23 protein-coding genes are annotated in these 25,717 nt (G+C 64.0%); 10 read left to right on the top strand and 13 right to left on the bottom strand.

What is annotated here, in order from left to right; all coding sequences use genetic code 11:
• Positions 1 to 192 (bottom strand): 1-deoxy-D-xylulose-5-phosphate synthase N-terminal domain-containing protein (locus J2D77_RS00005; RefSeq protein ID WP_207843890.1); only part of this gene is annotated, 192 nt, incomplete at its 3' end.
• A gap of 436 nt (positions 193 to 628) precedes the next feature.
• Here J2D77_RS00005 and hpnH point away from each other — a divergent pair.
• The gene (gene hpnH / locus J2D77_RS00010; RefSeq protein WP_207843892.1) at positions 629 to 1,840 is read left to right on the top strand and encodes an adenosyl-hopene transferase HpnH; all 1,212 of its coding nucleotides are present in this window, start codon (positions 629 to 631) and stop codon (positions 1,838 to 1,840) included.
• Positions 1,841 to 2,237: 397 nt separating this feature from the next.
• Positions 2,238 to 3,539 (top strand): hemolysin family protein, encoded by a 1,302-nt coding sequence (locus J2D77_RS00015; RefSeq protein ID WP_207843894.1) that lies wholly within the window; start codon positions 2,238 to 2,240, stop codon positions 3,537 to 3,539.
• 321 nt (positions 3,540 to 3,860) lie between these two features.
• On the opposite strand, the gene J2D77_RS00020 is transcribed toward J2D77_RS00015, so the two are convergent.
• A complete protein-coding gene (locus tag J2D77_RS00020) occupies positions 3,861 to 5,684 on the bottom strand; it encodes a lytic transglycosylase domain-containing protein (protein WP_230975365.1) in 1,824 nt (607 codons plus the stop codon).
• Here J2D77_RS00020 and J2D77_RS17410 point away from each other — a divergent pair.
• Positions 5,683 to 5,811, top strand: a complete 129-nt coding sequence (locus J2D77_RS17410; RefSeq protein WP_269142502.1) for a hypothetical protein — start codon at positions 5,683 to 5,685, stop codon at positions 5,809 to 5,811. The two genes, J2D77_RS00020 and J2D77_RS17410, sit on opposite strands and share 2 nt — an antisense overlap.
• A 235-nt stretch (positions 5,812 to 6,046) precedes the next feature.
• Here the strand turns inward: J2D77_RS17410 and J2D77_RS00025 are convergent, their stop codons facing one another.
• Positions 6,047 to 6,952 carry a uracil-DNA glycosylase gene (locus J2D77_RS00025; protein ID WP_230975366.1) on the bottom strand — a complete coding sequence of 302 codons (906 nt, stop codon included), beginning with the start codon at positions 6,950 to 6,952 and terminating at the stop codon, positions 6,047 to 6,049.
• A gap of 332 nt (positions 6,953 to 7,284) precedes the next feature.
• Between J2D77_RS00025 and J2D77_RS00030 the strand changes: the two genes are divergently transcribed.
• A complete protein-coding gene (locus tag J2D77_RS00030) occupies positions 7,285 to 9,042 on the top strand; it encodes a tetratricopeptide repeat protein (protein WP_230975367.1) in 1,758 nt (585 codons plus the stop codon).
• On the top strand, positions 9,039 to 9,932 hold the full coding sequence (locus J2D77_RS00035; RefSeq protein ID WP_207843900.1) for a 4-(cytidine 5'-diphospho)-2-C-methyl-D-erythritol kinase: 894 nt from the start codon (positions 9,039 to 9,041) through the stop codon (positions 9,930 to 9,932). Before J2D77_RS00030 ends, J2D77_RS00035 begins: the two co-directional genes overlap by 4 nt.
• A 157-nt stretch (positions 9,933 to 10,089) precedes the next feature.
• On the opposite strand, the gene J2D77_RS00040 is transcribed toward J2D77_RS00035, so the two are convergent.
• From J2D77_RS00040 to J2D77_RS00065, 6 genes are all read right to left on the bottom strand, one after another.
• Complete coding sequence (locus J2D77_RS00040) at positions 10,090 to 11,097, bottom strand: SDR family oxidoreductase (RefSeq protein ID WP_207843902.1); 1,008 nt, start codon at positions 11,095 to 11,097, stop codon at positions 10,090 to 10,092.
• 267 nt (positions 11,098 to 11,364) lie between these two features.
• Complete coding sequence (locus J2D77_RS00045; protein ID WP_207843904.1) at positions 11,365 to 11,943, bottom strand: YqaA family protein; 579 nt, start codon at positions 11,941 to 11,943, stop codon at positions 11,365 to 11,367.
• A 10-nt stretch (positions 11,944 to 11,953) separates the two neighbouring features.
• Positions 11,954 to 12,163: a hypothetical protein gene (locus J2D77_RS00050; protein WP_207843906.1), complete on the bottom strand. Its 210-nt coding sequence runs from the start codon at positions 12,161 to 12,163 to the stop codon at positions 11,954 to 11,956.
• Positions 12,144 to 13,643, bottom strand: a complete 1,500-nt coding sequence (locus J2D77_RS00055; protein ID WP_207843908.1) for an MATE family efflux transporter — start codon at positions 13,641 to 13,643, stop codon at positions 12,144 to 12,146. Before J2D77_RS00055 ends, J2D77_RS00050 begins: the two co-directional genes overlap by 20 nt.
• 161 nt (positions 13,644 to 13,804) lie before the next feature.
• On the bottom strand, positions 13,805 to 14,548 hold the full coding sequence (locus J2D77_RS00060; RefSeq protein ID WP_207843910.1) for an ABC transporter ATP-binding protein: 744 nt from the start codon (positions 14,546 to 14,548) through the stop codon (positions 13,805 to 13,807).
• Between the two features lie 4 nt (positions 14,549 to 14,552).
• Complete coding sequence (locus J2D77_RS00065; RefSeq protein WP_207843912.1) at positions 14,553 to 15,422, bottom strand: ABC transporter permease; 870 nt, start codon at positions 15,420 to 15,422, stop codon at positions 14,553 to 14,555.
• 232 nt (positions 15,423 to 15,654) lie between these two features.
• On the opposite strand from J2D77_RS00065, the gene J2D77_RS00070 reads away from it, so the two are divergent.
• The gene (locus J2D77_RS00070) at positions 15,655 to 16,587 is read left to right on the top strand and encodes a ribose-phosphate pyrophosphokinase (RefSeq protein ID WP_207843914.1); all 933 of its coding nucleotides are present in this window, start codon (positions 15,655 to 15,657) and stop codon (positions 16,585 to 16,587) included.
• 6 nt (positions 16,588 to 16,593) lie between these two features.
• Positions 16,594 to 17,199 carry a histidine phosphatase family protein gene (locus tag J2D77_RS00075; RefSeq protein WP_207843915.1) on the top strand — a complete coding sequence of 202 codons (606 nt, stop codon included), beginning with the start codon at positions 16,594 to 16,596 and terminating at the stop codon, positions 17,197 to 17,199.
• Positions 17,200 to 17,361: 162 nt separating this feature from the next.
• Here the strand turns inward: J2D77_RS00075 and J2D77_RS00080 are convergent, their stop codons facing one another.
• A complete protein-coding gene (locus J2D77_RS00080) occupies positions 17,362 to 17,772 on the bottom strand; it encodes a hypothetical protein (RefSeq protein WP_207843917.1) in 411 nt (136 codons plus the stop codon).
• A 251-nt stretch (positions 17,773 to 18,023) separates the two neighbouring features.
• The gene (locus J2D77_RS00085; protein WP_207843919.1) at positions 18,024 to 18,437 is read right to left on the bottom strand and encodes a hypothetical protein; all 414 of its coding nucleotides are present in this window, start codon (positions 18,435 to 18,437) and stop codon (positions 18,024 to 18,026) included.
• 349 nt (positions 18,438 to 18,786) lie between these two features.
• Between J2D77_RS00085 and J2D77_RS00090 the strand changes: the two genes are divergently transcribed.
• A complete protein-coding gene (locus tag J2D77_RS00090; RefSeq protein WP_207843921.1) occupies positions 18,787 to 19,311 on the top strand; it encodes a DUF1269 domain-containing protein in 525 nt (174 codons plus the stop codon).
• Positions 19,312 to 19,449: 138 nt separating this feature from the next.
• Here J2D77_RS00090 and J2D77_RS00095 read toward each other — a convergent pair whose 3' ends face one another.
• Both J2D77_RS00095 and J2D77_RS00100 read right to left on the bottom strand, forming a co-directional pair.
• Positions 19,450 to 21,804 (bottom strand): TonB-dependent receptor, encoded by a 2,355-nt coding sequence (locus tag J2D77_RS00095; protein ID WP_230975368.1) that lies wholly within the window; start codon positions 21,802 to 21,804, stop codon positions 19,450 to 19,452.
• Positions 21,805 to 22,040: 236 nt separating this feature from the next.
• Entirely contained in the window at positions 22,041 to 22,814 is a 774-nt protein-coding gene (locus tag J2D77_RS00100) for an SDR family oxidoreductase (RefSeq protein WP_207843923.1), read from the bottom strand.
• Between the two features lie 186 nt (positions 22,815 to 23,000).
• Here J2D77_RS00100 and J2D77_RS00105 point away from each other — a divergent pair, with 186 nt between their 5' ends.
• The gene (locus tag J2D77_RS00105; protein WP_207843925.1) at positions 23,001 to 23,951 is read left to right on the top strand and encodes a LysR family transcriptional regulator; all 951 of its coding nucleotides are present in this window, start codon (positions 23,001 to 23,003) and stop codon (positions 23,949 to 23,951) included.
• A 32-nt stretch (positions 23,952 to 23,983) separates the two neighbouring features.
• The gene (locus tag J2D77_RS00110) at positions 23,984 to 25,687 is read left to right on the top strand and encodes a Na+/H+ antiporter (RefSeq protein ID WP_207843927.1); all 1,704 of its coding nucleotides are present in this window, start codon (positions 23,984 to 23,986) and stop codon (positions 25,685 to 25,687) included.
• Positions 25,688 to 25,717 lie beyond the last annotated feature (30 nt).

Raw genomic sequence — 25,717 nt, forward strand, 5'->3', positions numbered from 1 at the left:
GGAGGCGCCAAGATGCCCGCCCGTGGTCGAAACCGCGTCAATCGTTTCCGCCCGCAATTCATCCGCCACCTGCTTGAGCTGCTCGACCGACAGGTTCCGCAGATCCAGCGGGCAACTGACCCGGTCCAGCGCTGGAAAACGACCAAGGGTCGGAATCGGGGATGGGGCGTTCTTATCGAGGGACCTGTCCATGCGATCGTTTCCATCTTCTTGTTAGGCGGCAGGCGAAACACCGTCATACCCGGCTTGCCGCGTTCCGGGCTGGCGTATCGCGCGTGCCAACGTGTCTTACGTCGCGTCACCTTGCCGCTAGACACCGCGAACTCTTGGAGCTGTGGTTTAATGAATCCGACAAGAACGCAAGCTTTGAAACAAAACTGACTTACGAATGTGTCATTTTTGCAACGGTTGTGGGAAAAGACTTGAGCTTGACAAAACGGGCCACCTATATGCACGCCAAGGACTACATATGCGTGGCACTGGAACTGCCGGGTCTGTCTGGCCAGCCTGAACGGGCCGAGCCGAAAGGAGACTGATCACGGCAGTGGCATGGCCGCGCTGTTTTGGCATACTGAATAATCTTCTTCAGTCACGACAGGGCGTAAGCAAGGCGCCAAAGCGGGGGTTTATGGCTGTACCGATAATGCAGGCCGTCAGGGTTGGCAGTTACGTTGTCAAACAGCATATCACGGGACGCAAGCGTTATCCGCTGGTGCTTATGCTTGAACCACTTTTCCGGTGTAATCTGGCCTGCGCGGGCTGCGGCAAGATCGATTACCCGGCGGCAATTCTCAACCAGCGCATGACCGTGCAGGAATGCCTCGATGCCGATGCCGAAGCGGGCGCGCCCGTTATCGCCGTGGCCGGTGGCGAGCCGCTGCTGCACAAGGAAATGCCGCAGATCGTGCGCGGCCTGATCGCGCGCAAGAAATACGTGTATCTGTGCACCAATGCGCTGCTGCTCGAAAAGAAGATGGACGAGTACGAACCCTCGCCGTTCTTCTCGTGGGATGTGCATCTCGATGGTGACAAGACCATGCACGACGCCTCCGTCTGCCAGGACGGGGTGTACGACCGTGCCGTGGCTGCCATCAAGAAGGCCAAGGAACGCGGGTTCCGCCTGTCCATCAACTGCACCGTGTTCGACGGGGCTGACCCCAAGCGCGTGGCCGCCTTCTTCGATGAAGTGATGGCCATGGGCGTGGACGGGATCATGACCGCACCGGGCTATGCCTATGAACGGGCACCCGATCAGGAACACTTCCTGAATCGGCAGAAGACCAAGCAGCTTTTCCGCGACGTGTTCCGCCTGGGCAAGGGCAAGAAATGGCGCTTCACGCAGTCGCCGCTGTTCCTGAACTTCCTGGCCGGGAACGAGCAGTACCATTGCACCCCCTGGGGCAAGCCGCTGCGCAACGTGTTCGGCTGGCAGCGTCCTTGCTACCTGCTGGGTGAAGGCTATGCCAAAACCTTCCAGGAGCTGATGGACGACACCAAGTGGGACGACTACGGCACCGGCAATTACGAAAAATGCGCCGACTGCATGGTGCATTCGGGCTATGAATCCACCGCCGTGATGGATGCCGTGCGCAGGCCCTGGCATATCGCCAAGGTCGCCCTGTTCGGCCCCGAAACCGAAAAGCCCATGGCGCCGGAAATCTCGCTCGCCCACCAGCGTCCCGCCCAGTACGTGTTCTCCAAGCAGGTTGAAGAACAGATGGAAGCGATCGCGGCCAGCAAGCCTGCCAAGGCCCCGCGCGTGAAGATCATTCGCACCGAAAGTGCCAATGACGAAGCGCCTGCGGCCAGCACGCCGGCGGAATCGACGGCGGCTGACTGAACCCTGCGCCGCACACCCGCCCGGCGGGGATAGCGCGCGGCTTTCGGCCCTCCCGCTTCCCCATTCGGGTGCCCTGCGGGGTTGCTGAGCGGGTGTGAGGCGGGGTTATGAATCGGGCGAATCGCGCCGGGTTATGCAAGGCGGCTCCTTCGGGGGCCGCCTTTTTCATGTGCTGCGTGATAAAACATACCGTTTTGGTCCGCTTTCTGGGTGGGGCAGGCATACGGCTCCCGCATGAAGTGTCCCCGCCGAAACGGGAGGCTGACCGGTGCGCAGGCCAACCTTTCGCTTCTGGCTTCCGGCCGGTTCATCCCGTATTCTGCCCGGTATCGATCTTTGTCGGCTCCATCCGGGGCAGGGCAAAGCCCATCCCGTTGCAGGCCATATTGTTGCATTCATGATTTCCTCCATTTTTATCATCATCTTTCTCGCCCTCCTGAACGCGGTCTTCGCCATGGGGGAACTGGCACTCATCTCCGTTCGCAAGCCGCGCCTGGTCCGGTTGCACGAACAGGGCGTGCGCGGGGCGGACCGTGCCCTGCGCCTGGCCGAAGACCCGCAAAGCTTCCTGCCGACCGTGCAGGTGGGCATGACGCTGGTCTCCATCCTTGAAGGAACGTTTGGTGGGGTGCGGATCGAGGAACACCTGACCCCCCTGTTGCAGGAACTTCCCGTTATCGGCCCGGTGGCCCCGCAGCTTTCGATCGTGATCGTGGTTGTCGCCATCACGGCGCTGATGCTGGTGGTGGGGGAACTGGTGCCCAAGCAGCTTGCCCTGCGCGAGCCCGAGGTCCTGGCATCGCGCCTGGCCATGCTGCTTGAAGTCCTGGCCACCGTCGCACGACCGGTCGTCTGGGCGTTGCGCCAGTCCTCCAACCTCGTGCTGCGGCTGATGGGCGCGAGTGACGCCGTCAATGAATCGCTTACGGAAGAGGAACTGCGAGCCTATATCGCCGAAGGAGCGCGCTCGGGGGTGCTGGAGCAGGAGGAACGCACGATGATCGAGCGCCTGCTGCGCCTGGCCGACCGGCCCGTTCGCGCGATCATGACCCCGCGCAACGAACTGTACTGGATAGACCGCCATGCCGGGCGCGAAGCCCTGGTGCGTGCCCTCAAGCAGAGCACCTATGCCCGGATCGTGGTGTGCGAAGGCGGGGTGGACAATCCCGTGGGCGTCGTCCTGGCCAAGGACATGCTCGACCGTGTGCTGGACGGCATGCCCGCTTCCATAGAGGCCGGGCTGCGGCCCATGGTGGTGGTGCCCGACAGTATCTCGGCCCTGGACATGCTCGAGCGCATGCGCGGTATTTCGCTTGGCATGGCCTTCGTGTTTGACGAATACGGCGCATTCGAAGGCATTGTGACGGCCTCGGACCTGTTCGATGCCATCGTGGGCGAGACCCTGCACGAATTGCAGCATATCACGCACAAGACCACCACAACGCCGGTCCCCCCCGCGATCATGGTGCTCGACGGCGCTGAATCCGCCGATGAGGTAAAAGACCGCCTTGGCCTGCGGATGCTGCCCGAGGAAGGCAGCTACCATACGCTGGGTGGCCTGCTGCTGGCCCTGCTGCGCCGTGTGCCCGCAGTGGGGGACAAGGTGGCCTATGAAGGCTGGCTGTTCGAGGTGCTGGAGGTGGAAGGCCGCCGCGTATCGCGCGTGCGCGCCAGCAGGCAAGCCCTGGCGGAAAACTGAGGAAGACTGTTTGCAGGCACTGCAATGGGCCGCCACGCGCAGGCTGGTCCATTGTGCTCCGCTCTGGCGTCAGGAGCTCTTCAGGGCGTTTTCAAGGGGATTGCCGACGGAGTTCGCAGGCTCATGGCCTCCATGGGCGGCATGAAGTCACCCGGCCCGGATGCGCCGCGAGTTGGCTTCTTCGGGCGATAATATCGACCGGCGTCCCTCGCTACAGGCTCCGGTAGGGCTATTCCGTAAAAACTGGTGACGGTAGGGGGCTGAGTCCCCAGCCCAATGGCAGAGGCTACCTGTTTGTCAAAGCAGCTTTGCCCGGCGGGCTTAATGCACGGTCTGGGCCAGGGCCTTTTCATCCGCGAAATCGGGCCAGGTGCCGTGGGCCAGTGCGGTCAGGGACGGGGCAGGCAGCTTCATCTTGGCGGCATAGCGCCACAGATAGGTCAGGGTACGGTGGACGTAATCCCGCGTTTCCGTATTGGGCAGAAGCTCGATGAACAGCAGCGGGTCGGCGGCCGTGGGGCCCGCACTTTCCCAATGCGCAAGGGCGGAGGGACCGGCATTGTAGCTGGCCAGCAGGCGGATGATATCGCCGCCGCGCGCATCCGTGTGGCTTGCCTGGCGGGTCAGTTCCGCCAGGTACTGCACGTAGCGCTGCCCGATTTCAAGGTTCAGGCTCGGGTCGTGCAGGGCGGAGGCGGATTGTTCGAAGCGGTGCGTCATGGCCGAAGGTGACGGGCTGGTGACGAAATCCGCCGTAATGGGGCGGATCTGCATCAGCCCGTGCGCGCCGGCCCCCGAAACGGCATGGGCGTCGAAATTGGATTCCACCCGGGCCAGCGCATAGACAAGGGCCGGGTCCATCGTAAAGCCATGGCGCGGCTGGAGCTGCGGCAGGGGGGCGTCGTCCTGGCCCTGTGCGTTTGCGGCGTGCGTGCGCTGGGCCTCGGCCATTTCGCTGGCAAGATCGTGCAGGCCCCCGGCCTGGGCGACAAGCTGGAAGGCGCGGGCCAGGGTCACGTCATGCAGGGTGGGCCAGATGCGGCGCATGGCGTCTTCGGCCATGCCGCGTTCACCGATCTGCAACAGCGCGAAAATGCGGCGCCCGGCATCCGTGGCCCCCACGGCTTCGATATCGATTTCGGTCAGGACCGGGCTTGAGGGCGTATTGGTGGTGCTGTCCGTTGCAGCATTTTCCAGCGGGGCGAACCCGGCCAGGCGGCTGCCGCGCGGGGTGTGGCTGGCGCTGGCCCGGGCTTCGGCCGCCTTGCGGCTGGCCGCTTCCGTGCCCAGCGTGTTGGCGGCCAGCAGCCCGTAGAATGTCCGGGAAAATACGGCGGCATGCTGCAGCCAGATATGATGGCTGTGGGCGTTGCCGACCTTGTCATGCGCGCGGGCCGCCCAGTAGGCACAGGCCGCGCGCGTGTCCGCACTGGCATGCTGTGCGTGGGCTGCCGTTTCGAAGAAGGGAATGGCCGCGCCATATTCCTCTCTCTGCCACAGGGCGAGCCCGGCCAGGAACCCGGCCAGGGCGTTCTGCCCGTGCGAACTGTCCAGGGCGGTGCGGCTGATATCCAGCGCCAGTTCCGTCTCCCCCAAGGCCAGCATGGCCTGGGCGGTTTCGGCCTGCAACTGGGCGGCATAGGCCGGTGTCATGCCCGGGGTGGTGCTGATCAGGTGCAGCGCGCTCTTGGCCCCTTTCTGCCCCCAGGTGGCCCGTTCGCGCAGGGTGCGGTCCAGCAGGGGGTTGCGGGTGAAGTCATGGGCCTGCGGGTCCACCGCCAATGCGGCGTGCTGGGGGGCAAGCCGTTCGGGGGAGGGGGCAGGCGGCATCGGGCCACCCCGGTCTGCCAAGGCGGCCAGGCGGGCCCAGATGGCCGGGGCATCCGCATAGCCCACGTACTGCTTCAGCCAGTTGCGCAGTTCCGTCGCGTTGGGGTGGTAGGCCGGGTTCATGTAGCGATCCGCTTCCAGTTCGCCCAGCAGGGTGGAATCGGTCAGATGCGTGGTGCTGTTGATGGCCTGGGCGAAAGCGCCCTGGCGCTGCATCTGGAAAATGGCGCGGATCTGCGCTGCCACATCGGGTGGCAGGGGTTTGGGCAGGGCCAGATCATCCCCTTCGGGAAAAGCCGGACGTGGCAGAACCATGGCCAGCTCTTCGCTGTGCGGTTCGTGCCCGTTCTCCGGGGGCTTGGCATGGGCTCTCGTCACGCTGACGGAAGCGCTGGCCAACAGGGCGGCACCGGCCATAAAGGCCCTTGCCGCGATCTGGTGAGGAATTTGACCTATCGCTCGCATGGCTGGCGGGGTCTAGGCGCTTCACGCCGAAAAAGCAAGTTTCCTGTTATCAAGCATCCGGGACGGCGTTTCAAAAAATGTTACGCCGCATTGTGCAACAATTTTGCCATCTTTGTGGGAGTTCTTTGTTTTTCCTCGGTATTTCCTGGGCAAGAATGCAGTATTTGTTTGTTACAGTGCGCATCTTATTACAAATTGGAAAACCGCTGTTTTCAGCCACCCTGGCGCAGGCTCTGCATGATTATGAGCAGGCTTTGCCATATCTCGCGGCGGGCCGTGCTGCTGGCGCGTAATTGCAACGGGTGGCGCATGCACAGCACGGGCAAGGGGGGCAGGCCCGGCAGGTCCAGAGCCTGCCATTGCCGGCGTGCCGGGGTGTCGCGGTCCAGCAGCATGGTGGCGGGCATGCGCCCACACAGCACCAGGCGCTGGGGCGCGAACAGGGTTATGGCGCGTTCGAGAAACGGCAGGCACACGCGCTGTTCCAGATCCGAAGGGGGGCGCCCGCCCGGTGGCCGCCAGGGCAGGGCAGTGGCCAGCAGCAGGTCGGCGCGCGCCAGGGGCAGGGGGGCCAGCATTTCATCCAGCAGCGTGCCGCACAAACCTGCAAAAACCTGCCCGCTACGGTCCTCATCAGCATCCGGGGCTTCACCGATCAGCATCAGCGGGGCCTGCATCGGTCCCTGCGGAATCAGCGTATGCATGGCTGTTGCGCGCAGGGGGCATGTCTCGAACCGGTCCATGGCCGTGGCCAGGGCCTGCGGACTGTCGGCCCGGGCCGCGACCTGACGGGCCAGGGTAATGGCATCCGCAACACTGGCCCCGGCCTGGGGCGTGGCGGATGGCGCGTTCTCTCCGCGTAATGCGGTCGGCATCCCGAGGGGTAGACCATGCGGCATTCCCGCAGGGCGGGGGGCGTGGTCCGCGCTGTCGGGGGCATAGGCCGCCGCCCCGTCCGCCAGACGCGCGCGCTCGCCGGGTGGCGCCGAGGTAGCGCGCCCCCCCACGGGGGGAAGGGGGTGGCTCACGGCGCGGCGGTGGTCGGCCGAGGTGTCCGCCACGGCGGTATCCACCCCCCATTCCGTATAAAGGCGCAGCAGGGACAGTTCGGCTTCCATCAGTGCGACCCTATCACAGGACGGCCGGCGGGCCACAGTATTTGGCGGTTTGGCTCCAGCGCGGTAGAGAAAAGGGAGCCGTTCATCGCGTTCCCTCGCGCCGGGGCCGGATCGCGTTCGGGGGCGGCTGGCTTGTGGCCACACGGGGGCAGGGGCGGCCACAGGGCGGTCCGTTGCCGCTGTTCGAGCATTAAAGGGTTCTTATGCTGTCTTGTCGCCTTTTGCCTATGGTTTTCGCATTGTCCGCAGCATTCGGGGCCGCGTTGGCACCGGCCGGCCCGCGTGCCCTGGCGTCAGGCACGGCTATTCCGGCTATGGTGAGCAGGGCGGGCTTGAGAGTTGCGACAACGGCTCTGCCCCATGCCGAACCGGGGCTGAAATCAGCCAAGAAAAGCGCGAACACAGACGGCACGGTCGATTCGGGGGCGTTTTTACGCGCGATCGTGGCCGCCCGCCTGGGGGATGACCCCGAAGCCGCCCAGGCTTTCCGCGACGCGCTGCGCACAGATCCGGGAAATGACAACCTGCTCAAGCAGGCGTTTGTGCGCAGTGTCATGGCGGGGGATCCGCAGGCCGTGCAGCTTGCACGCAAATCGGGCGATGCCGCAGGCCGCGAAAGCGTTATCGCAGCCCTTGTGCTGGGAAATGATGCGCTCTCCCGCGGGGCGTGGGCGGATGCCGTGCGGTACTACAGGCAGGCGGAGATAGACCCGCTTGCCCATCTGATCATGCCCCTGCTCATGGCGTGGTGCGAACAGGCCCAGGGCCATGCGGATAAAGCCATTGCGCGGCTTGTCTCCATTCAGGGGTCCGTGCTGGTGCCGTTCTATACGACGCATGCGGGCCTTATAGCGCATGCAGGCGGCTTGCAGCCCCAGGCCGGCATCCTGTTCGAACAGGCCCATAAGATGATGCCTGCGGGTGACCTGCTGCTGGCGCGGTCTTACGCGGCGTGGCTGTGGTCGCAGGGCAAGCACAGCCAGGCGCGCGACCTGCTGCGCGCGCAGATCGGTTCGGATGCGGTGCTGGCCCTGGCCGGACCCGGGTTGCAGGCGGCCATTGCGCGTTTTCCCGTCTCCACCGCACGGGCGGGAATCGCGCGTGCCTATGTGCTGACGGCGTTCCTGCTGCGGGAACAGGCGCATGACCAGATACGGCGTGACGGCACGGACCCGATGAAAGGGGCCGCCAATCGCTACCAGATCGATGAAGCCACGCGGCTGATGCTGGGTTTTGCGCTCGGCATGGACCCCGCGCAGGCCGACGCCCGGCTGATGCTGGCCGAAATCCAGGATGAGGAAGGCTATACCGCCGCCGCCCGCCGCACCTTGCAGCATATCGCCCCGGACGATCCGCTGGCCCCGGTGGCGAATCTGCGCCTGGCGGTGATGGATACCTCATCCGACCAGGTGGACGAGGCCGTGACCCTGCTCTCCGCCCTTGCACGGCAGGCCCAGGGGCAGGTCGTGGTGCAGCGTGCCCTGGGCAACGCCCTTGCGCAGAAAAAGGACTGGAAGGGCGCGATCGCCGCCTATACCCGCGCCCTGGACATTGGCACCGCACAGAAAAACACGGACTGGACCCTGCTGTTCCTGCGTGCGAGCGCCTATTACGAGGCGGGCGACTGGCCCCATGCGCGTGATGACGGGCGTGCCGCGCTGGCTTACGCGCCGGACGAGCCCATGCTGTTGAATTTCCTGGGCTATTCCATGGCGGAGCGGCGTGAAAACCTGCCCGAGGCCAGCAGGCTGCTCAGCAAGGCGCACCAGCTTGCCCCGCAGGACGCCGCCATTACCGACAGCCTGGGCTGGGCGCTGCTGGAACAGGGCGACCTTGCGGGCGGCATGCCCCTGCTTGAAAAAGCCGCTGAACTGACGCCCGAGGATGCGGAGATCAATTACCATCTGGGTGAGGCCTACTGGCGGGTCGGCCGCCGGACCGAAGCCGTGGACCAGTGGAACATGGCTTTGGGCCTGCACCCGAATGCCGCGGATGAAGAGCGGATTCGCGCCGCGCTGCGCCGCGCCGGCGTTGCCCAGAACGATGACAAGACACAACCCGAGTCTGAAAAAGGAAATCACACGCTGTGACCGCCGCCCTGCTGACAGAGGCCGCTCCGGCCAAGATCAATCTGTACCTGCATGTGACAGGCCGCAGGCCGGACGGCTACCACCTGCTCGACAGCCTGGTGGTGTTTGCCCAGGCGGGGGACGTGCTGCGCTACGAACCCGGGCCCGAGCCGCTGCATCTGGAACTGAAGGGGCGCTTTGGCCAGGTGCTGGGGCATGCGGCGGCGGGGCCTGACAACCTGGTCATGAAAGCGGCGGCGGCCCTGCGCGGGCTGGCGGGGCCGGGGGCGGATGTGCGCGGCGGCCGTCTGGTGCTGGAGAAAAACCTGCCCGTGGCGTCGGGGATCGGGGGTGGCTCGGCCGATGCCGCCGCAGCCCTGCGCCTGCTCGACCGTGCATGGCGGATCGATGCCCCGCAGGCCGCGCTGCTGGCCGAAGCTGAAAAACTGGGGGCGGATGTGCCGGTCTGCCTGTTGAGCCAGACAATCCGCATGGAAGGCATTGGCGAAACACTGAGCCCGGCCCCCGCTTTGCCCGATTGCGGCATGGTGCTGGTCAATTGCGGGCAGGGGGTCTCCACCCCCGATGTGTTCCGCCGGCGCGAGGGCGGGTTTGTGCCGCGTGCCGACCTTCCCGAATCCTGGGCCAATGCACAGGCCATGGCCGAAACGCTGCAAGCCCTGGAAAACAGCCTGGAAGCACCGGCCCGCGCACTTTGCCCGCTGATCAGCACCGCCTTGGCGGATATTGCGGGGCAGCCCGATTGCCTGATCGCACGCATGAGCGGTTCGGGGGCGACCTGCTTCGGCCTGTTCCCCAGTGCGGAAGCCGCAAGCCAGGCGGCGGACCGCCTGGCCGATGCCCATAATGCATGGTGGGTATGGGGCGGGGGGTTGTTCCACCACCCCTGATACTGCCCCGCGTCAGAAGGCCCGGGGCAGAATGGCTCTTTTCGAAGGTAGCCCTGTGTCCCCAGGGTATCCGCAGCCCCGCACGTCGCCTTTGTAATCATCCTTGTTATGGCGGACTCCAAAGGGCGGAATGTGGGGCCGAATGGATCGTGGCCGTTCAGTCCTTGCGGGATTTTTTCATATGTCCTGCAAGGCTTGCCAGCGCCATGGCAGCCAGCGCCCCGAACAGGCCTGCCCGCAGGTTGGATGGCACGAAAATGCTCAGCGGGCTGTCCAGCCTGCGGGATTTTTCATCGAACGGGCCATGCGCCCCGAACGCCCCTGCAACAGGTTCGTACAGGCCGTCGGGCTGGGTGCCTTCCGTCCAGTCATAGCTCATCTGCGCCTTGTAGCCGTGATCGGCCAGGCGTGCCTCGCGGTAGAACGGGGCCACCAGGGCGCGCAGCGGGTCCAGCAGGGCGCCCAACCCGATGGAGATCGAATGGGACGACCCGAAGGCCGCGCGGCAGATGGCCTCGGCCGCCACTTCGGGCTCGTACACCGCGCCATAAGGCTTCAGCCGCTTGCCTGTCCTGTTGCGGGTCAGGCCGTAACGCGGGGTGTTGATGGCGGGCAGGTCGATCATGACCACGCGAATACGGTCTCCGTCATGGCGCAGTTCGGGGCGCAGGCTGGCACAGAACCCGCGCAGGGCGGCGCGCGCGCCACTTTCCGCCGCCTGGAGCGGCAGCCCACGCAGGGCGGGGGCTAGGTCGAGATTGATGATTGTGCCCTGCCCCCGGCGGCGCATGACGTTCAGGGCCGCCAGCGTGCCATACACGCTTCCCAGATAGGTGACTTCGGTGGCGCGGCGTATGTCCTGCGGGGCCAGTACGGCGGTCTGGCCGATAACGGTGGCCCCCGCACAGTTCGCCCATACGGCAATCGGGCCCAGCTCATGCTCGATCCGCTCGGCCGCGTCCTGCACGCCCTGGGGATCTGCCACGTCCTGCTCTATCGCCAGGGAGCGTATGCCGTGCCGGGTCAGATCGCGTGCGGTCTCGTCCAGCCGGGCCTTGTTGCGGCCCAGAAGGGCTATGTCAAACCCCGCGCGCCCCAGCGCCAGCGCCGCGGCCCGCCCGATGCCCGAACCAGCCCCGGTAATGACAGCAATCTGTGAAGCCATGTCCGTTTTTTCTCCCATATTCGCTCTGGAGACATGCAAAGTGTTTTCTAACTGCCCCGAGAACCTTCCCGCACGCAAGCGGTGACCGCTCGGCCCTGTCCCGCGCCGCATGCGCGCAGGTATCAGGACCGTGCATAGGGCCAACACGCAAAGTGGGCGGCCCAATGGCCCGGGGCAAAGGCTTTGGGCGTGGGCGGCCCGGGCGAACCGGGCAAAAGCCAACCCACGGGTTGCGACCTGCCCGGATTTTCGAACCGGCCCGGGGGGCTACAGGTAACGCAGGGCCAGGAATCCCCCGATGAGAAGGACCGCGAACGCGCCGGTAATCAGCGGCAGGCGGCGTTCGAGAAAGCGCTCGATCGGGGCCCCGAAGCGCCAGAGCAGTGTTGCCACCAGAAAGAACCGCACTCCGCGCGTGACCAGGCTGGCCAGCATGAACGGCGCAATGGCGAAATGTGCCATGCCGCTGGCGATGGTGACGAATTTGTAGGGGATGGGGGTCAGCCCTTTGACAAGGATGATCCACACCCCCCACTGGCGGAATTTTTCCTGCAATGTCGCAAGCGTGGCTTCTGCGTGGTACAGATGGACAATCGGGCGTGCCACCGTATCGAGCAGCACCGCGCCGATCAGCCAGCCCAGCAGCCCGCCTGCGACGCTGGCCAGGGTGCAAAGGGTGGCGTAGCGCCAGGCTTTTTCACGGTTCGCCAGCACCATGGGCACAAGCAGTGTTTCGGGGGGCAAGGGAAAGAAGCTCGCTTCCGAAAAAGCAAGTGCCGCCAGCCACCATGCAGCATGGGGGCTGGCGGCATGCCGCATGACGCGGGCGTAAAGCCGGTTCAGCATGGAGTGGGCGTTACATCCTCTCGCGGCGCAGCACGTCTTCGGCGCGGCGGTGGATCGTGTCGTATTCGTCCTGTGTCAGTTCGCCCCGGTGCAGCATTTCGCTCGCCCGGGCCAGTGCGTCGCGCGCATGCGCCGCATCGGGGATCGGGTAGCGCCGCCCGGGCAGGGCAAAGGCGTCATCGGGCAGGGCATTGCGTTCTTCAGTCGTCAGCCTGGACATAGTGGTTCTTCCTGTCGTCAGAGTAGAAGGTAGGGGTTCCCTCCACGTCGTCCAGTTCGGCCATGGCCGCTTCCGCACTGGTGGTGGGAATATCGGAAACAGGGACAGTATCAGGTGTCGTGGGCGTACCGGCCCGCACCACCTTCAGGTTCCGTGTTACGCGAAAAGCCGTCAAGACCGCCAGGGTGCCAAAAATGATCGCACCCAGCGCCTGACCCGCCTGCACGCCAAGGGGGCCGAAACGCGCACCCATCATCACGAAGGGCACGGTCCCCAACGTGGCGCGGCCCCAGTTGAAGGCGGTGGAATAAAGCGGAAAGCCCAGATTGTTGAAGGCGGAATTCGCCACGAACAGCATGCCTACGAACAAATAGCTGCCCATGGTCCATGAACAGAACAGGTGAATAAGGGCGGCGGCGTTGCCATGGGCCTGGAAAAGCTGCACCACGATACCCTGCGCGCAGGCCAGGACCAGCCAGGTGACGCCAACGCTCAGCACCACGAGCTTGAGGGCCGCCGTCAATGTCTGCGTGACCCGTTCATGCCGCCCCGCCCCAAGGTTCTGCCCCATGATGGGCCCGACCGAGCCCGTCAGGGAAAAGACCAGTGCGAACAGGACAGGGATCATGCGTTCGATGGAGGCCTGGCCCGCCACCGCTTCCAGCCCGAAGCCCGACATGGCGCGCGTGACATAAACGCCCCCTGCCGGTGTGGCCAGGTTGGTCAGGACCGCGGGCAGCGCCACCTTGGCCACGCGGCGCGTGTCGGGCCCGATACGGTGCAGGCGCGGCAGGGTCAGCATATTATGCGCCAATGCGCCGCGCAGCCCCGCCAGACCCACCACAAGGCGGGACAGGACGGTGCTGATGGCCGCCCCCATCAGCCCTTCATGCAGGCCGAAAATAAGCAGCGGGTCGAGTATGGCGGCAACCACAGCCCCCATCAGCGTAATGTTCATGGAACCCCTGGCATCGCCCACCACCCGCATCAGGGCGGAGGTGCCCATGCCCACGCAGATCAGGGGCAGGGCGGGGCTGACTACGCGCAGATAGGCGCTGGCGGCATCGAGCGCTTCACCCCGCGCCCCGAACAGGGCCAGGATGGGGTGGGCCCATACCATGGTGCCCACGCCCAGCAGGGCTGTCAGCACCAGCATGACCGCCATGGCGGATGACGCGATACGCCGGGCTTCCGCGCAGCGACCGGCCCCGATTTCGCGCGCGGTGGAAGCGCTCAGCCCGATGGTGATGCCGATCGAGACCGCGATCTGCAAGCCGATGATGGCACTTGCAAAGCCGATGGCCGCACTGAGCGCGGTATTTCCCAGATGGCTGATATAGACCATGTTCAGCATGTCGACCGCGAACACGGCCATCAGCCCTATGGCCCCCGTACCCGCCATGACAAGCACATGCCGCATGATGCTGCCGGTCGTGAAACAGGCCTTGTTACGGCTGCCGGGCGGGGTAGGCCGGGTCATGCGGGCTCCGTCTGACAATCCTTCACAAAAGGTGAAGGACGGGCTGTACTATGTCACGTCTGTCGCATAATGCGAATAACCCAAGCACTGAAAGACAGGCATGAGAGGCTTGTAGCAAACGGACCTGTCGGTGGGGTGGCGCGCTCTTTCCCGAATGTTGGTCAGGAGCGGTTTTCATAAGCGTGGAGCACGGCCTGTGTCGGACCATCCATGCGGATTTCCCCGCCGTCCAGCCAGATCAGCCGGTTGCACCATTCGGCCATGATGTCCGACATGTGGCTGGACAGGACCAGGATATCCGCACCCGAGACAAGGCTTTCAAGCCGGGCGCGCGCCCGGGCGCGGAAGGCGGCATCCCCGGCCATGAACCATTCGTCCATCAGCAGCACGTCGGGCATGATGGCGGTGGCCAGCGCAAAGGACAGGCGCACCGTCATGCCCGAACTGTAGGTCTGCATGGGCAAGTCCATGAAGGAGCCCAGGGCCGCGAACTCCTCCACATTGTCTTCTACATCGGCGATCTGCTGGCGCGTCAGCCCCGCGAACATCCCGCGCAGGCGAATGTTCTCGCGCCCGGTCAGTTCCATGTCCATGCCCAGTTGCGGGTCCAGCAGGCAGCCTATGGTGCCGCGTATGGTCACGCTGCCGCCCACGGGTTCGTAAATGCCGGCAAGCGCACGCAGCAGCGTGGTCTTGCCCGCACCGTTACCACCGATCAGGCCCAGCCTGTCCCCGGGTTTGAGGCTGAAGCTGACATCGCGCAAAGCCTGCACCACCACGCGGTTGCGCGCGTCATGGGCAAAACGCGTGCCCGCCCCCAGTTCGCCCATGGCGCGCAGGTGGCGTGCATCGCCATGGTAAAGCGGGAACGTGATCTCCAGGTCACGGACATCTATGCCTGCCATCGCCTTATACCCAGTAGGCCAGACGCGTACGCATGCGGGCGAACAGGCAGAAGGTGACAAGGCCAAGCAGGGCCGACCACCCCAGCGCCGCGGGCCAGACCGCCACCTGCACGATATCGCCCGTAAAGGGGGCGCGCAGGATTTCGATCAGGGGAAAGAACGGGTCAAGCAGCAGCCAGTTCTGCCCGGTGGCCATGAGTTGGGGTGCCCAGATGACAGGGGTTACGAAAAAGGCGATCTGCGTCAGGCTGGCGACGATCGGCGATGTATCGCGAAAGCGCGCGCCCAGTACGCCCAGCAGCATGATGGCGAAAAAGCAGTCCACCAGCCACAGGGCGGTCGCGGGCAGCAATGCGGCCAGGTGGTGGGGTCTTACGTGGAACCACAGGAACACGCCCAGCACGACCGGGACGCTATGTGCGAAAACCAGGATATTGCGCACCAGCACCCGGATGACATGCAGCGTATAGGGCATGCGCGCGGAATGGATAAGGCGGGTGGCCGATGTAAAGGCCGTGCAGCCTTCACGCAGCACGCCCGCTACCAGCGACCACAGCACGATGGAAAAGGTCAGGAAGGGCAGGTACTGGTGTACGTTCACTTCCAGCAGGTAGGAATACAGCACCCCCATGGCCGCGACCATGATGGTGGTGGTGCCCGTCAGCCAGAACGGCCCGAGAATGGAGCCCCGGTAACGCAGCCGGATATCCAGCCACGCCAGCGTCAGGGCAAGCATGCGGTAATGGAAGCCCTGGGCGATATCGTTCAGCGCGCGCCAGAAATAGGACAGCCCGCCTTGGGGCACCAGCCGCAGAACGGGTTGTATCGTGTCGGGGGCTGATGGCGTTTGCGGCAGGGCGGGCGTGTCGTTCATGTCAGGCTGGCCAGAGTAAAGAACTGCGTGCGGTGGCGCAAGGGCAGGGCGACAGCCGACGGATGTCCGGCCTGCCGGCGCGCGCGGCATTTGTGCCACGTTGGCGTGGCAGAAGACAGCCCTGTCCAGAAGCAAGGATGACAAGAGGTGGCTTGGTTGCTAAACCCGCCCGGTTTGCAGTGTCCTAAGTCTGTACCTTGTGTAACATCTGAGGCCGGGAACCCTCCTTGTCATGAAAATTGTCGCCTGTAACAGCAACCTGCCATTGGCCGAGGCCGTCGCTGCCGAGCTTGGCCTGCCTTTGTGCAATACGACCGTCCGGCGGTTTGCGGATATGGAGGTTTTCGTCGAAATCCACGAAAACGTGCGTGGCGAGGATGTCTTTGTCGTGCAGAGCACCTGCACCCCCACCAATGACAACCTGATGGAACTGCTGATCATGCTTGACGCGCTGCGGCGCGGCTCGGCCAAGCGGATTACCGCGGTCATGCCGTATTTCGGCTATGCCCGGCAGGACCGCAAGTCCGGCCCGCGCACGCCGATCAGCGCCAAGCTGGTGGCCAACCTGCTGGTGGAAGCCGGTGCCAGCCGCGTGCTGACGCTGGACCTGCACGCCATGCAGATCCAGGGTTTTTTCGATATCCCGGTCGACAATCTTTACGCGGCCCCGCTGTTCGTGCGCGATATCCGCGCCCAGTACGGCGATCGCGATCTCATGATCGTCTCGCCCGATGTGGGGGGCGTGGTGCGTGCCCGCCAGTTGGCCCAGCGGCTGAACACGGACCTGGCCATTATCGATAAGCGGCGCGAACGCGCTGGCGTGTCCGAGGTCATGAATGTCATTGGCGACGTGCGTGGCCGCCACTGCCTGCTGGTGGACGACATCATCGACAGCGGTGGGTCGCTGTGCAATGCGGCGCGCGCCATTGCCGCACAGGGCGCTGCCTCGGTCGGTGCTTACGTGACCCATGGCGTGCTGACGGGCCAGTCGGTCGAACGGGTGGCCGATTCCCCGATCGAAATGCTGACGCTGACAGACAGCATCAAGGCGACCGACGCCGTGCGCGCGGCGCGCAATATCCGCCAGGTCACCATTTCCGGCCTGCTGGCCCGCGCCATGCGCGCCGTGGCGGATGAGAGTTCCGTTTCCTCCCTGTTTGACTGAGGTGTCATGAGCCAGCTTTCCCCCCGCCCGTACTGGTACCTGCGTCACGGACAGACCGACTGGAACCGCGCGGGCCTGTCGCAGGGCCGCACGGATGTGCCGCTGAACGAAACCGGGCTGGAACAGGCGGCAACGGCGGGGCAACTGATCGAACAGGCCCTGCGCGCCAGCCGGGCCGATGGCGGGTTGGGGATTGCGCGCATCGTATCCTCCCCGCTGGAACGCGCATTGCGCACCGCCAACGTGGTGCGGGACGAACTGGCTGCCCGCGGTCTGCCGGTCATGCCCCTGACGATCGAAGACGATCTGGCGGAAGTCTGTTTTGGCGAACAGGAAGGCCAGCCCATAGGCACCTGGTACGATGACTGGATCGCGGGTCATTACACACCAGCGGGGGCAGAATCGTTCGACGTGCTGCGCGCACGCGCCGTGGGGGCGGTCAACCGCGCAACCCAGGAGCCCGGCCAGCCGCTGATCGTCGCCCATGGCGCGCTGTTCCGGGCCCTGCGCTCGGCCATGGCCTTGCCCGCCAATGTCCGCCTGCCCAACGCCATTCCGCTCAGTGCCGCCCCCGAACCCGACGGTGCGTGGTCCCTGCGCCAGTTGCCCTGACTATCCGCGGGATTATCCGCGGGCCGCGGCCTGCCCATATGCCAAGGTCGCAGGCGGGAAGTGTATTCCCCACCTGCGCCCGGCAGCCTGCCTCCAGCTTCGTCCATTTGCCTGCCGGAACAGCAGCCGTTCCAGCACCCCCCGACCCTTCGCATGGGCGCGTCATGCCGCAGGCAACTGCTCGTCCGGGTCGGCCGGGGGCTTGAGCGACGGGTCATGAATAGCCCGCAGCCGCACGCATAGCGGCAGAAGCTTGCGCACCATTCTTATCGTTGCGGTATCCGTCAGCCCCGTCTGGTCGGAAAACCGGTCCAGTTCCTCGGGCAGGAAGAATGTCCGCACTTCCCGTTCCGTGGCGGGCGGGCTTTTGGGGGAAGCCTGCCAGCGGCGTATGGTCCCGATCATGCCAGCGGCCTGCGCACGCTGTTCCAGCTTGCTGGGCCTGTCCGGCCGGGGAATGGGGCCAAGCACTTCGTTCAGGGCTGTCAGCAGACCTGACTTGTCGAAGGCGGCAGCCGTTACAAAATCCCCAACCTGGCTGATGGCGGTTGTAACCGTTTGCAGAAATGTCATGGAAGCCTCCCGTTGTTGAGAAGGGGTAAGCCTTCAACGACTGTCATGGGGAGGAAGTTTCCGCTCTGGCGCGAATAAAAGACTCGCGCAGGCACAGGCCGCAGACCGGCGGAAATCAGGAAAAATTCGGAAGGGGGCGTCAGCCCGGGCCCGTGCAGGTAAAGTGCCGGTAACCCTGTTGCCGTGCCCCATGGCGCGGTGCCCATTCGAAGGGCCGGGCCATGGGGGTAAAGAGCCTGTGCGGCCTGCTCTTACGGGACCAGGAAAGACCCGTCATCAAGCGTAATGCCGCGCTGGGCCGCATGCGCGCATGTGGCGGTGCGGATATCGCTATCGGCCTTGTTCAGGTCCACGGTCTGGTCCGTTCCCACGCTCAGCAGGCCAGCGCCACCCATGCCATAGGTCGGGTCGGACGTGACGTCGCTGCGCTTGGCGAGCGAGCGGCCCAGGGAGCGCACGGTCGTGTCGTCATCGATATCGTGGGCGTAACAGTAATACATCAGCCCTGCGATATTGCCGACGGACGCGTTATCCACCGTCGGGCCCGGGCCGACAGGAGCCTGCGCCACGGAACCCGGTGCGACATCGGCGGCCATGGCGGGGGCTGCTGCGACCAGGCCGAAACCCAGCGTTACGGCCAATGCGGCCTTGTAAATCGTGTTCATAGGTAAACCTCCTTGAACTCAAGTGATATTTTTAAAGTATTCGGCCCGGCAGGGCTCACGGCAAGGGCCCTGCGTGCCGGTCTGTTATGCGTGGCCCATATGGACCAATTCTGCCATATGAATGTGAGGACAAGGGTAAAGTCCGTTCTTTGTCCCGTTCATTCCCGATCTGTATATCTGAAAAATAAATATTCTATTTATAAAATAGTCTTGAAGCAGTGCCAGTTATACGGGCGTGACTTTGCGGGACATGGGTATGGACAAGCACCCATTGATCACCATATCGAAAAGAGCCATCAACCTGCGGGTGTTTTATCAAGGGGATGAAACCGGGGTTCAAGGAGGCAGCATGTCTGATCTGATAGTTCTGGGGTTCGACCATATCGATGACGCAGCAAAAGTGCTGAATGAATGTCGTGCGCTGGAAAAGGAATATCTGCTCGACCTGGAAGACGCGGTTGTCGTCACGCGTGACGGGGCGGGCAAGGTGCATCTGAACCAGAGCCTGAATCTCGAAAAGGCCGGGGCGTCCTGGGGGCTTGTCTCCGGTGGGTTCTGGGGTGTCCTGGTGGGGATGCTGTGCCTCAACCCGCTGGCGGGCTTCGTGATCGGCAGCGCGGTTGGCGCGGGTTCGGGCGCGCTGGCAGGCAAGATGTCCGATTACGGGATCGATGACGGGTTTATCAAATCGCTGAGCGAGACCATTCCGGCCAATAGTTCGGCCCTGTTCATTCTGGTCCGCAAGTCGCAGCCTGAAAAGGTGCTGGCCGATCTGTCGCAGTTCAAGGGCCATGCCCGGATCATCCGCACTTCGCTCTCGCCCGAGGCGGAAGCCAAGCTCAAGGCCGCGCTGGGCGACGTCGCTGCGGCCTGAAATCTGCCCGCGCTGGCCGTGCCGGATGGGTGGGACCATCCGGTATGGCCGGTGCTGCTGGACCTGCTCCGGTAAGGGTAATGTGGGTCGGCTTTAACGCTACGTTAAACCGCCCGGCGCGATGCCGGGCGGTGATGTTTAGAACCCCTGCGACACACCGCACAGAATGGTCCGGCGCAGGCCGTATTGCGGTGCGCCCACGCCAATGCCCGAGCCGTCACGCAGCAGGTAGGTGTGGTCTGCCAGGTTGGTGACATCCAGCCGCAACTGCGTATCACCCGGCCAGCGATGACCGAATGTGTCGTGAATGGTCTGCACGACGGAAAAATTGACCGTGGCGTAAGGTGTCAGTGCCACGCCATTGGGCACGGCACCATCTGCCCGCAGGCCGCTGCCATAGACCATGGTGGCGGACAGGCGTAGCGGAAAGCGCGTCTGGTGGAACAGCGTATACGCAGCACCGGCCGAGGCGGTCCAGCGCTGGTCGTGGTCGAGATGGATCCAGCGGTTCTGGATATAGGCCAGGTCGTCGGGGTCGAAATTGAACTGCGCGCTGGTAATATCCTTGCCGATGGCGCGCGACCACGCAAAATTTCCGTAAAGGGACAACGGTCCGCGTTCGTAAGACGTGCTGAATTCGTAGCCGTTCACCTGCCCGCGCCGGTAATTGAACCCGCTCAGGACAATTGGTGCGCCAAACTGCCCTTCATCGATCAGGTTGTGGGCGAGCTTGTAATACGCATCGAACGAGATCCGCCAGCCGGGCAGCAAGGTCTGTTCGAAGCCGGCATCAAAATAATGGTCGCGTTCGGCGCGCACCGTGTTGTTGCGATAATTGGCGGGTGCGGCGCTGGTTTGCGCGAATTTGTACAGTGACGAGCTTGAAACTATCTCGAACGGCGGGGGCGTGAAATAGCGCGAATAACCCGCGTGCAGAACGCCACCTTTCCACGGCTTCCAGACCAGGTTCACACGTGGGCTGAACTGCGTTTCGGACGTATATTCGCTGACCCCGTCAAAGCGCAGGCCATAATTCAGGGTCAGGTTGCGGGTAAGCTGCCATTCGTCCTGGCCGTACACGCCGTATACCATGCCGGTCTTGCCGCTGCTGTCACGAATGGTCTCGGGCTGCGTGCCGAATACGGGGTTGCCGTCACCATCCACCCCGTCCTGGGCGAAAACGGAGGAGATGGTCTTGGAAATGGTGCGTTCGACAAAAACCTGGAAGCCGAAACGCACCGTATGCTCCGGTGCCGCCCGCCATGTCACGTCATGCTGCGTGCCGGTGGAAAAAACCGAACGCGCGGCATTCTGGGCAATGCCGTTATAGACCAGATCCCCCAGCGGGTCGGGGGAATAGCGCAGGCTGCTGTAGCGGGTGAACACGGAGCTTTGCAGGCTGAACGGGCCTATTTCCTTCTGCAGGGCGAGAATGGCAAAATCCGTGATCTGTTTTTGATGTTCGCTGAGCGATGCACTGTCGCCGCTGCCGGCCAACTGCTGGGCCAGTGCGCTGCCGGAATAGGACGGCATTGAAAACTGCGTTTGCTGGCCCGGATTGTTGGGAAGCTGATATTCCGCGTTGGACACGCCCGCGATAAAGCTGATCCGCGTGTCGTCATCCGCCGTGTAGCGGGCATGGCCCAGGAAATGGTACTGGTTGCTCAAATCATGCAGGGCATTGAAGGTGGGCATGGTGTTTTCAATACCCACACGGTCATGCACGAAGTCGGCCGTGGCAAAGAAGTCCCACTTCCCTTTATGAAAACCGTATTGCAGGGACGGGAAGAAATAATCCCGCGCACCCCCGTAAATGGAAAGGTTGCCGCCTCCATTGGTGGTACCGGTCTTGGTGGTGATATCCACCACGGCTGCCTGCAAAAAGCCGAACTGGCTGGGCAGGGCCCCTGTGGTCAGGGACATGTTGTCGGCAAAGCGGGTCATCAGCGCCTGGCCGAACACGCTCAGCCCTTCGGGCAACTGCACGCCATCAAGGCGGAACTGCACCTCGTTATGGTCCCCGCGCACATGGATCTGGCCATAGCTGTCCTGGGCGACGCCGGGGGCCTGCAGCAGTACCTGGTTCAGCGGTGCGTTGTCCCCGCCCGGAATGGTCTCCAGCGCCTTGCGGCTGAAACTGTACACCGTTGCCCCCGTGGTGGGCGACAGGGTTGCACGCATATGATCGAGATGGGCCGTCACGATCACCTGTTGCGCATCATGCGCCTTGTCGGTCGTAACGGTCGTGGTCTGGGGGCGCCCCTTTGCCGCGGGGGTGGTGACGTGCGTAACCTGCGCCTGGCCCTGTATCTGGCCGGTTGTCCGGCGTCCCGCTTGGGCCGCCGTCTGGCTGCCTGTCTGGCCCTGCGTCTGCTTGGCGTGGCCGGGTTTGAGCAGGGTATCAGGTGTTTGCGCAACACCCGAGCCGCCTGCAAGGCACAGGCCGCCCAGGATGGACGAATAGAAAAAAAGACCGGGAGCGCGGCGTATCATGGGGCAGGCGGCCTTGTCAGAAGTGGAACTAGCCGTCCGTGTATATGTTATATTATATCATAACAATCCCTTTCCGATGAAAAATGCAGCCCCACCCCGCGGCTGTTGCCTCGACGCAACAGCGGCAGGGGGCGGAGCAGCAGGGCGGTGGGAATGCGGGTAACGGCCGCGCATTCCCCATTCCGGGGGAGCGGTTTCTCTCCCCCCTCCAGGGGGCGGAATACGCGGCATTGGGCTTATTTGGTGGTGTAGCCGCCATTGACCAGAATGGTCTGCCCGGTCATCCACCAGCCTTCGGATACGATAAAGCGCACGTAGGGGGCGATATCGGTGATATCCGTAAGACCTGTCTTGCTGAAAGGCGAAAGGGCAGCGGCGGTCTTGTGATAGGCCACGGCCTCGGGCGCTTCCTGGCCGTAGAAGAAGGGTGTGTCCATCGGGCCGGGGCCGATGGCGTTGACCGAAATTCCGCGTGCGCCAAATTCCTTGGATGCCGCACGGGTAAAATGCTCCACCGCCGCCTTGGACCCCGCATAGGTGGAATAGAACGGCGTATAGGCACCCAGCAGCGAAGTCACCAGCGTCAGCAGCTTGCCGTTATCGCGCAGGTGCTGGCCTGCCTCGCGTATGAACTGATAGGCGACCTTGGTGTTGACGGCGAACATTTCGTCGTATTCGTCATCCGTCGTTTCGGTGATCGGCTTTTTCAGCACCTTGCCCACGGTGTTGATGGCAATATCCAGCGGCCCGGCGGCGGCTGTTGCATCCGCGAACAGCTTTGCCACGGCCCCTTTTGCCGTCAGGTCCGCTTGCAGGGCGATGCCGCGCGCGCCTGCTGCCTCGATCGCGCGCAGGGTGGCCTGGGCGTCCTCCGCATTGTGGGTGCTGCGATAGTGGATGACAATCGTGCCGGCCCCATGGGTGGCCAGGTCCCGGGCGATAAGGCCACCAAGGTTCTTCGCACCCCCGGCGATCAGGACGGTTTTGCCTGCAAGGCTGTGATCGACCATGTTCGTATTCCTGTTCCTGGTGTTCCGTGCCTGACTGGCTGCGGGGCTTTGGTTTCGGGCACCCGTCCGATCAGTCTGCTAGGACTATATCAGTCGAAATTTCCAGATAAATCTCTTAATCATGATAAGATATGTCATAAAACACGAACAATGGCGGGGCCATAAGGCGGCAACAGGAGCCAGGGCATGGACCGGATCGACCTTTTACGCATTTTCGCCCGCGTGGTTGAGACCACAAGCTTCACCCGCGCGGCCGAAACGCTTGGCCTCCCGCGTTCGAGTGTCTCCACCGCCGTGCAGGAACTTGAATCCCGGCTGGGCGTGCGGTTGCTGACACGCACCACACGCAGCGTGGCCCCCACCCCCGATGGCACTGCCTTTTACGAGCACGCCCTGCGCCTGGTGGCTGATATGGAAGAAGCCGAAAGCCTGTTCCGCCGGGGGCATGAACGCATACGCGGCCGGTTGCGCGTCAGCCTGCCGGTCAGGATCGGGCGGCTGGTGGTCGCCCCCGCCCTTGGGGATTTTCTGACCACCTATCCCGGCATCGCGCTGGACCTGGGGGTGACGGACCGGCCCGTCAACCTGGTGGAAGATGGGGTGGACTGTGCCCTGCGCGTGGGGGAATTGCGCATATCGGGCATGGTGGCCCGGCCTTTGGGGCAACTGACGCTGGTGAACGTGGCCGCACCCGCCTATCTGGCGCGCCACGGCGTGCCGCACAGCCCGACCGACTTGCTGGCAGAAGGGCACCAGATCGTCCATTACGCATCGGCCAGCACGGGGCGGGTGGAAAAATGGGAATGGGAGGACGCAGGCCAGACCCGCACGCTGGACCTGCCGGGCCGTGTCACGGTGGACAGTGCCGAAGCCCAGATCGCCTGCTGCCTGGCGGGTCTGGGGCTGGTCCAGATCCCGTATTACGATGTACGGCCCTATCTGAAGACAGGGCAGATGGTCGAAGTGTTGCCTGCCTGGCGCGCGGCCCCGCTGCCCATGGCCCTGCTTTATCCGCACCGGCGGCATCTGTCCGCAAGGGTGCGGGTTTTCGCGGACTGGCTGCAACGGCTTGTCGCCCGCGAGGTGCTGCACCCGCCCGAGGTGACGCCGGTCCTCCATTCTGATAGCGGTGTGTAGCCGATAGAACACCCTTGCAGGAAACGGGCACGATGCTGACGGTTGAAGTCATTTTGCTCCTGCTCTGGCTGGCGGCTGTCAGCAGCCTGCTGGTCACGCTGTTCCGCCGCAAGGTGCCCCAGCCGCTGATCCTGATCGTGCTGGGGGTGGGGGCGGCCCTGTGCGGCGTGCATGTGGGGCTGCATTCCGAACTGTTCATGTTCGTGTTCCTGCCCCCCCTGCTGTTCGCCGATGCGTTTCGCATGCCCCTGCGCGAATTCAATGCCCTGCGCGGGCCTATCCTGTTCCTGGCCTTCGGGCTTGTGGTGCTGAACACGCTGGTCTGCGGCTATGTCATTCACTGGATCGTGCCGTTCCTGGCCCTGCCGGTCTGCTTCACGCTGGCGGCCGCCCTTTCGCCCACCGATACGGTCGCGGTCTCCAGCCTGATCCAGGGCAGGCATGTGCCGGTCAGGCTTTTGCAGCTTCTGTCGGGGGAGGCCCTGTTCAACGACGCATCGGGCCTTGTGTGCTTCCGCTTTGCGATGGCCGACGCGCTGACGGGGGAATTTTCATACCGCCAGGCGTTCGGTTCGTTCCTGCTTGTCTCGCTCGGGGGGCTTGTCATCGGCGGGGCAATGGCGTGGGCTGCGGCCCGCATCAACCGTGAACTGCTGCGCCGCGGGCTGGAAGACGGGCGTTCGCAAATTGTCTTCATCCTGCTCCTGCCGTTCCTGACCTATGCGGCGGCGGAGGCGGTGGAGTGCTCGGGCATTCTGGCGGCTGTCGCGGGCTGCATGGTGTTCAAGCTGTCCGGCGCGATCGAGGAAGCCGCGACCACCACCCGCCTGCAGGCCAATACGGTCTGGATCATGATCAGCTACGTGTTCAACGCGCTGATCTTTCTTTTCCTGGGCCTGCAACTGCCCGCACTCTTGTCCAGCGCCACCACCGTCATGCAGATGCGCCATGCCGCCCTGTGGCAGTACGGTGTGCTGGTGGCCGAAATCTACGGCATCATGCTGGCCATGCGCATGGTGGGCGTGTGGTTGTGCATGTCCGGCCGGTGGGTGGCGGCCCATGTCGGCCACAGGCCCTACCAGCAGACCGGCATTGCCGCCAGCCTGCTGCTGACCTTTGCCGGGGTGCGCGGTGCGGTGACGCTGGCGGCCGTGCTGTCCCTGCCATCGGGGCTGGACGGGACGGATGTCTTCCCCGCGCGTGAGGCGGTGGTGGTCATTGCCGCGGGGGTGATCGTGTTCTCGCTTTTGGGGGCAAGTATCGCCATTCCCCTGTGCCTGCGCTTCATCCCGCCCGAACTGGTGGATACCGCAGCGCAGGAGGAAAACATGGCCCGCCAGAAGCTGATCGGTACGGCCCTGGCGGTGCTGCGCAAGATCCACGACACCACGGCCGAGCCTGAAGCGGGCACGCAGGCGCAACCCCTTGCCGTAGACGACGCGGTGCGGCGCGACGTGGCGGAGCGGATGATCCAGCTTTACGAAAGCCGGCTGGATGAAGAAAGTGCCGATCTGCACATGAACGATGCCGATCGCGCCAACGCCGTGCGCCACGCGCGTGAGGAACTGGCCCTGCGCCTGCAGGTCCTGCGGGCCGAACGCCAGCTCATGCGCGCCATGGTGGCCCGGCGCGAGATCAACGACCAGACGGAATGGAAGCTTCAGCAGGAACTCGATTACGAGGAGCAGGTGATCCACTTCCAGTCCCTGCGCCTGCCGCATGAGCATGCGTCCTAGTTCCCCCACCCCTGCGCCGGTGGCAGGATT

The organism is Acetobacter garciniae (assembly GCF_017377735.1).
In the GTDB taxonomy this organism is placed as follows: Bacteria; Pseudomonadota; Alphaproteobacteria; order Acetobacterales; family Acetobacteraceae; genus Acetobacter; species Acetobacter garciniae.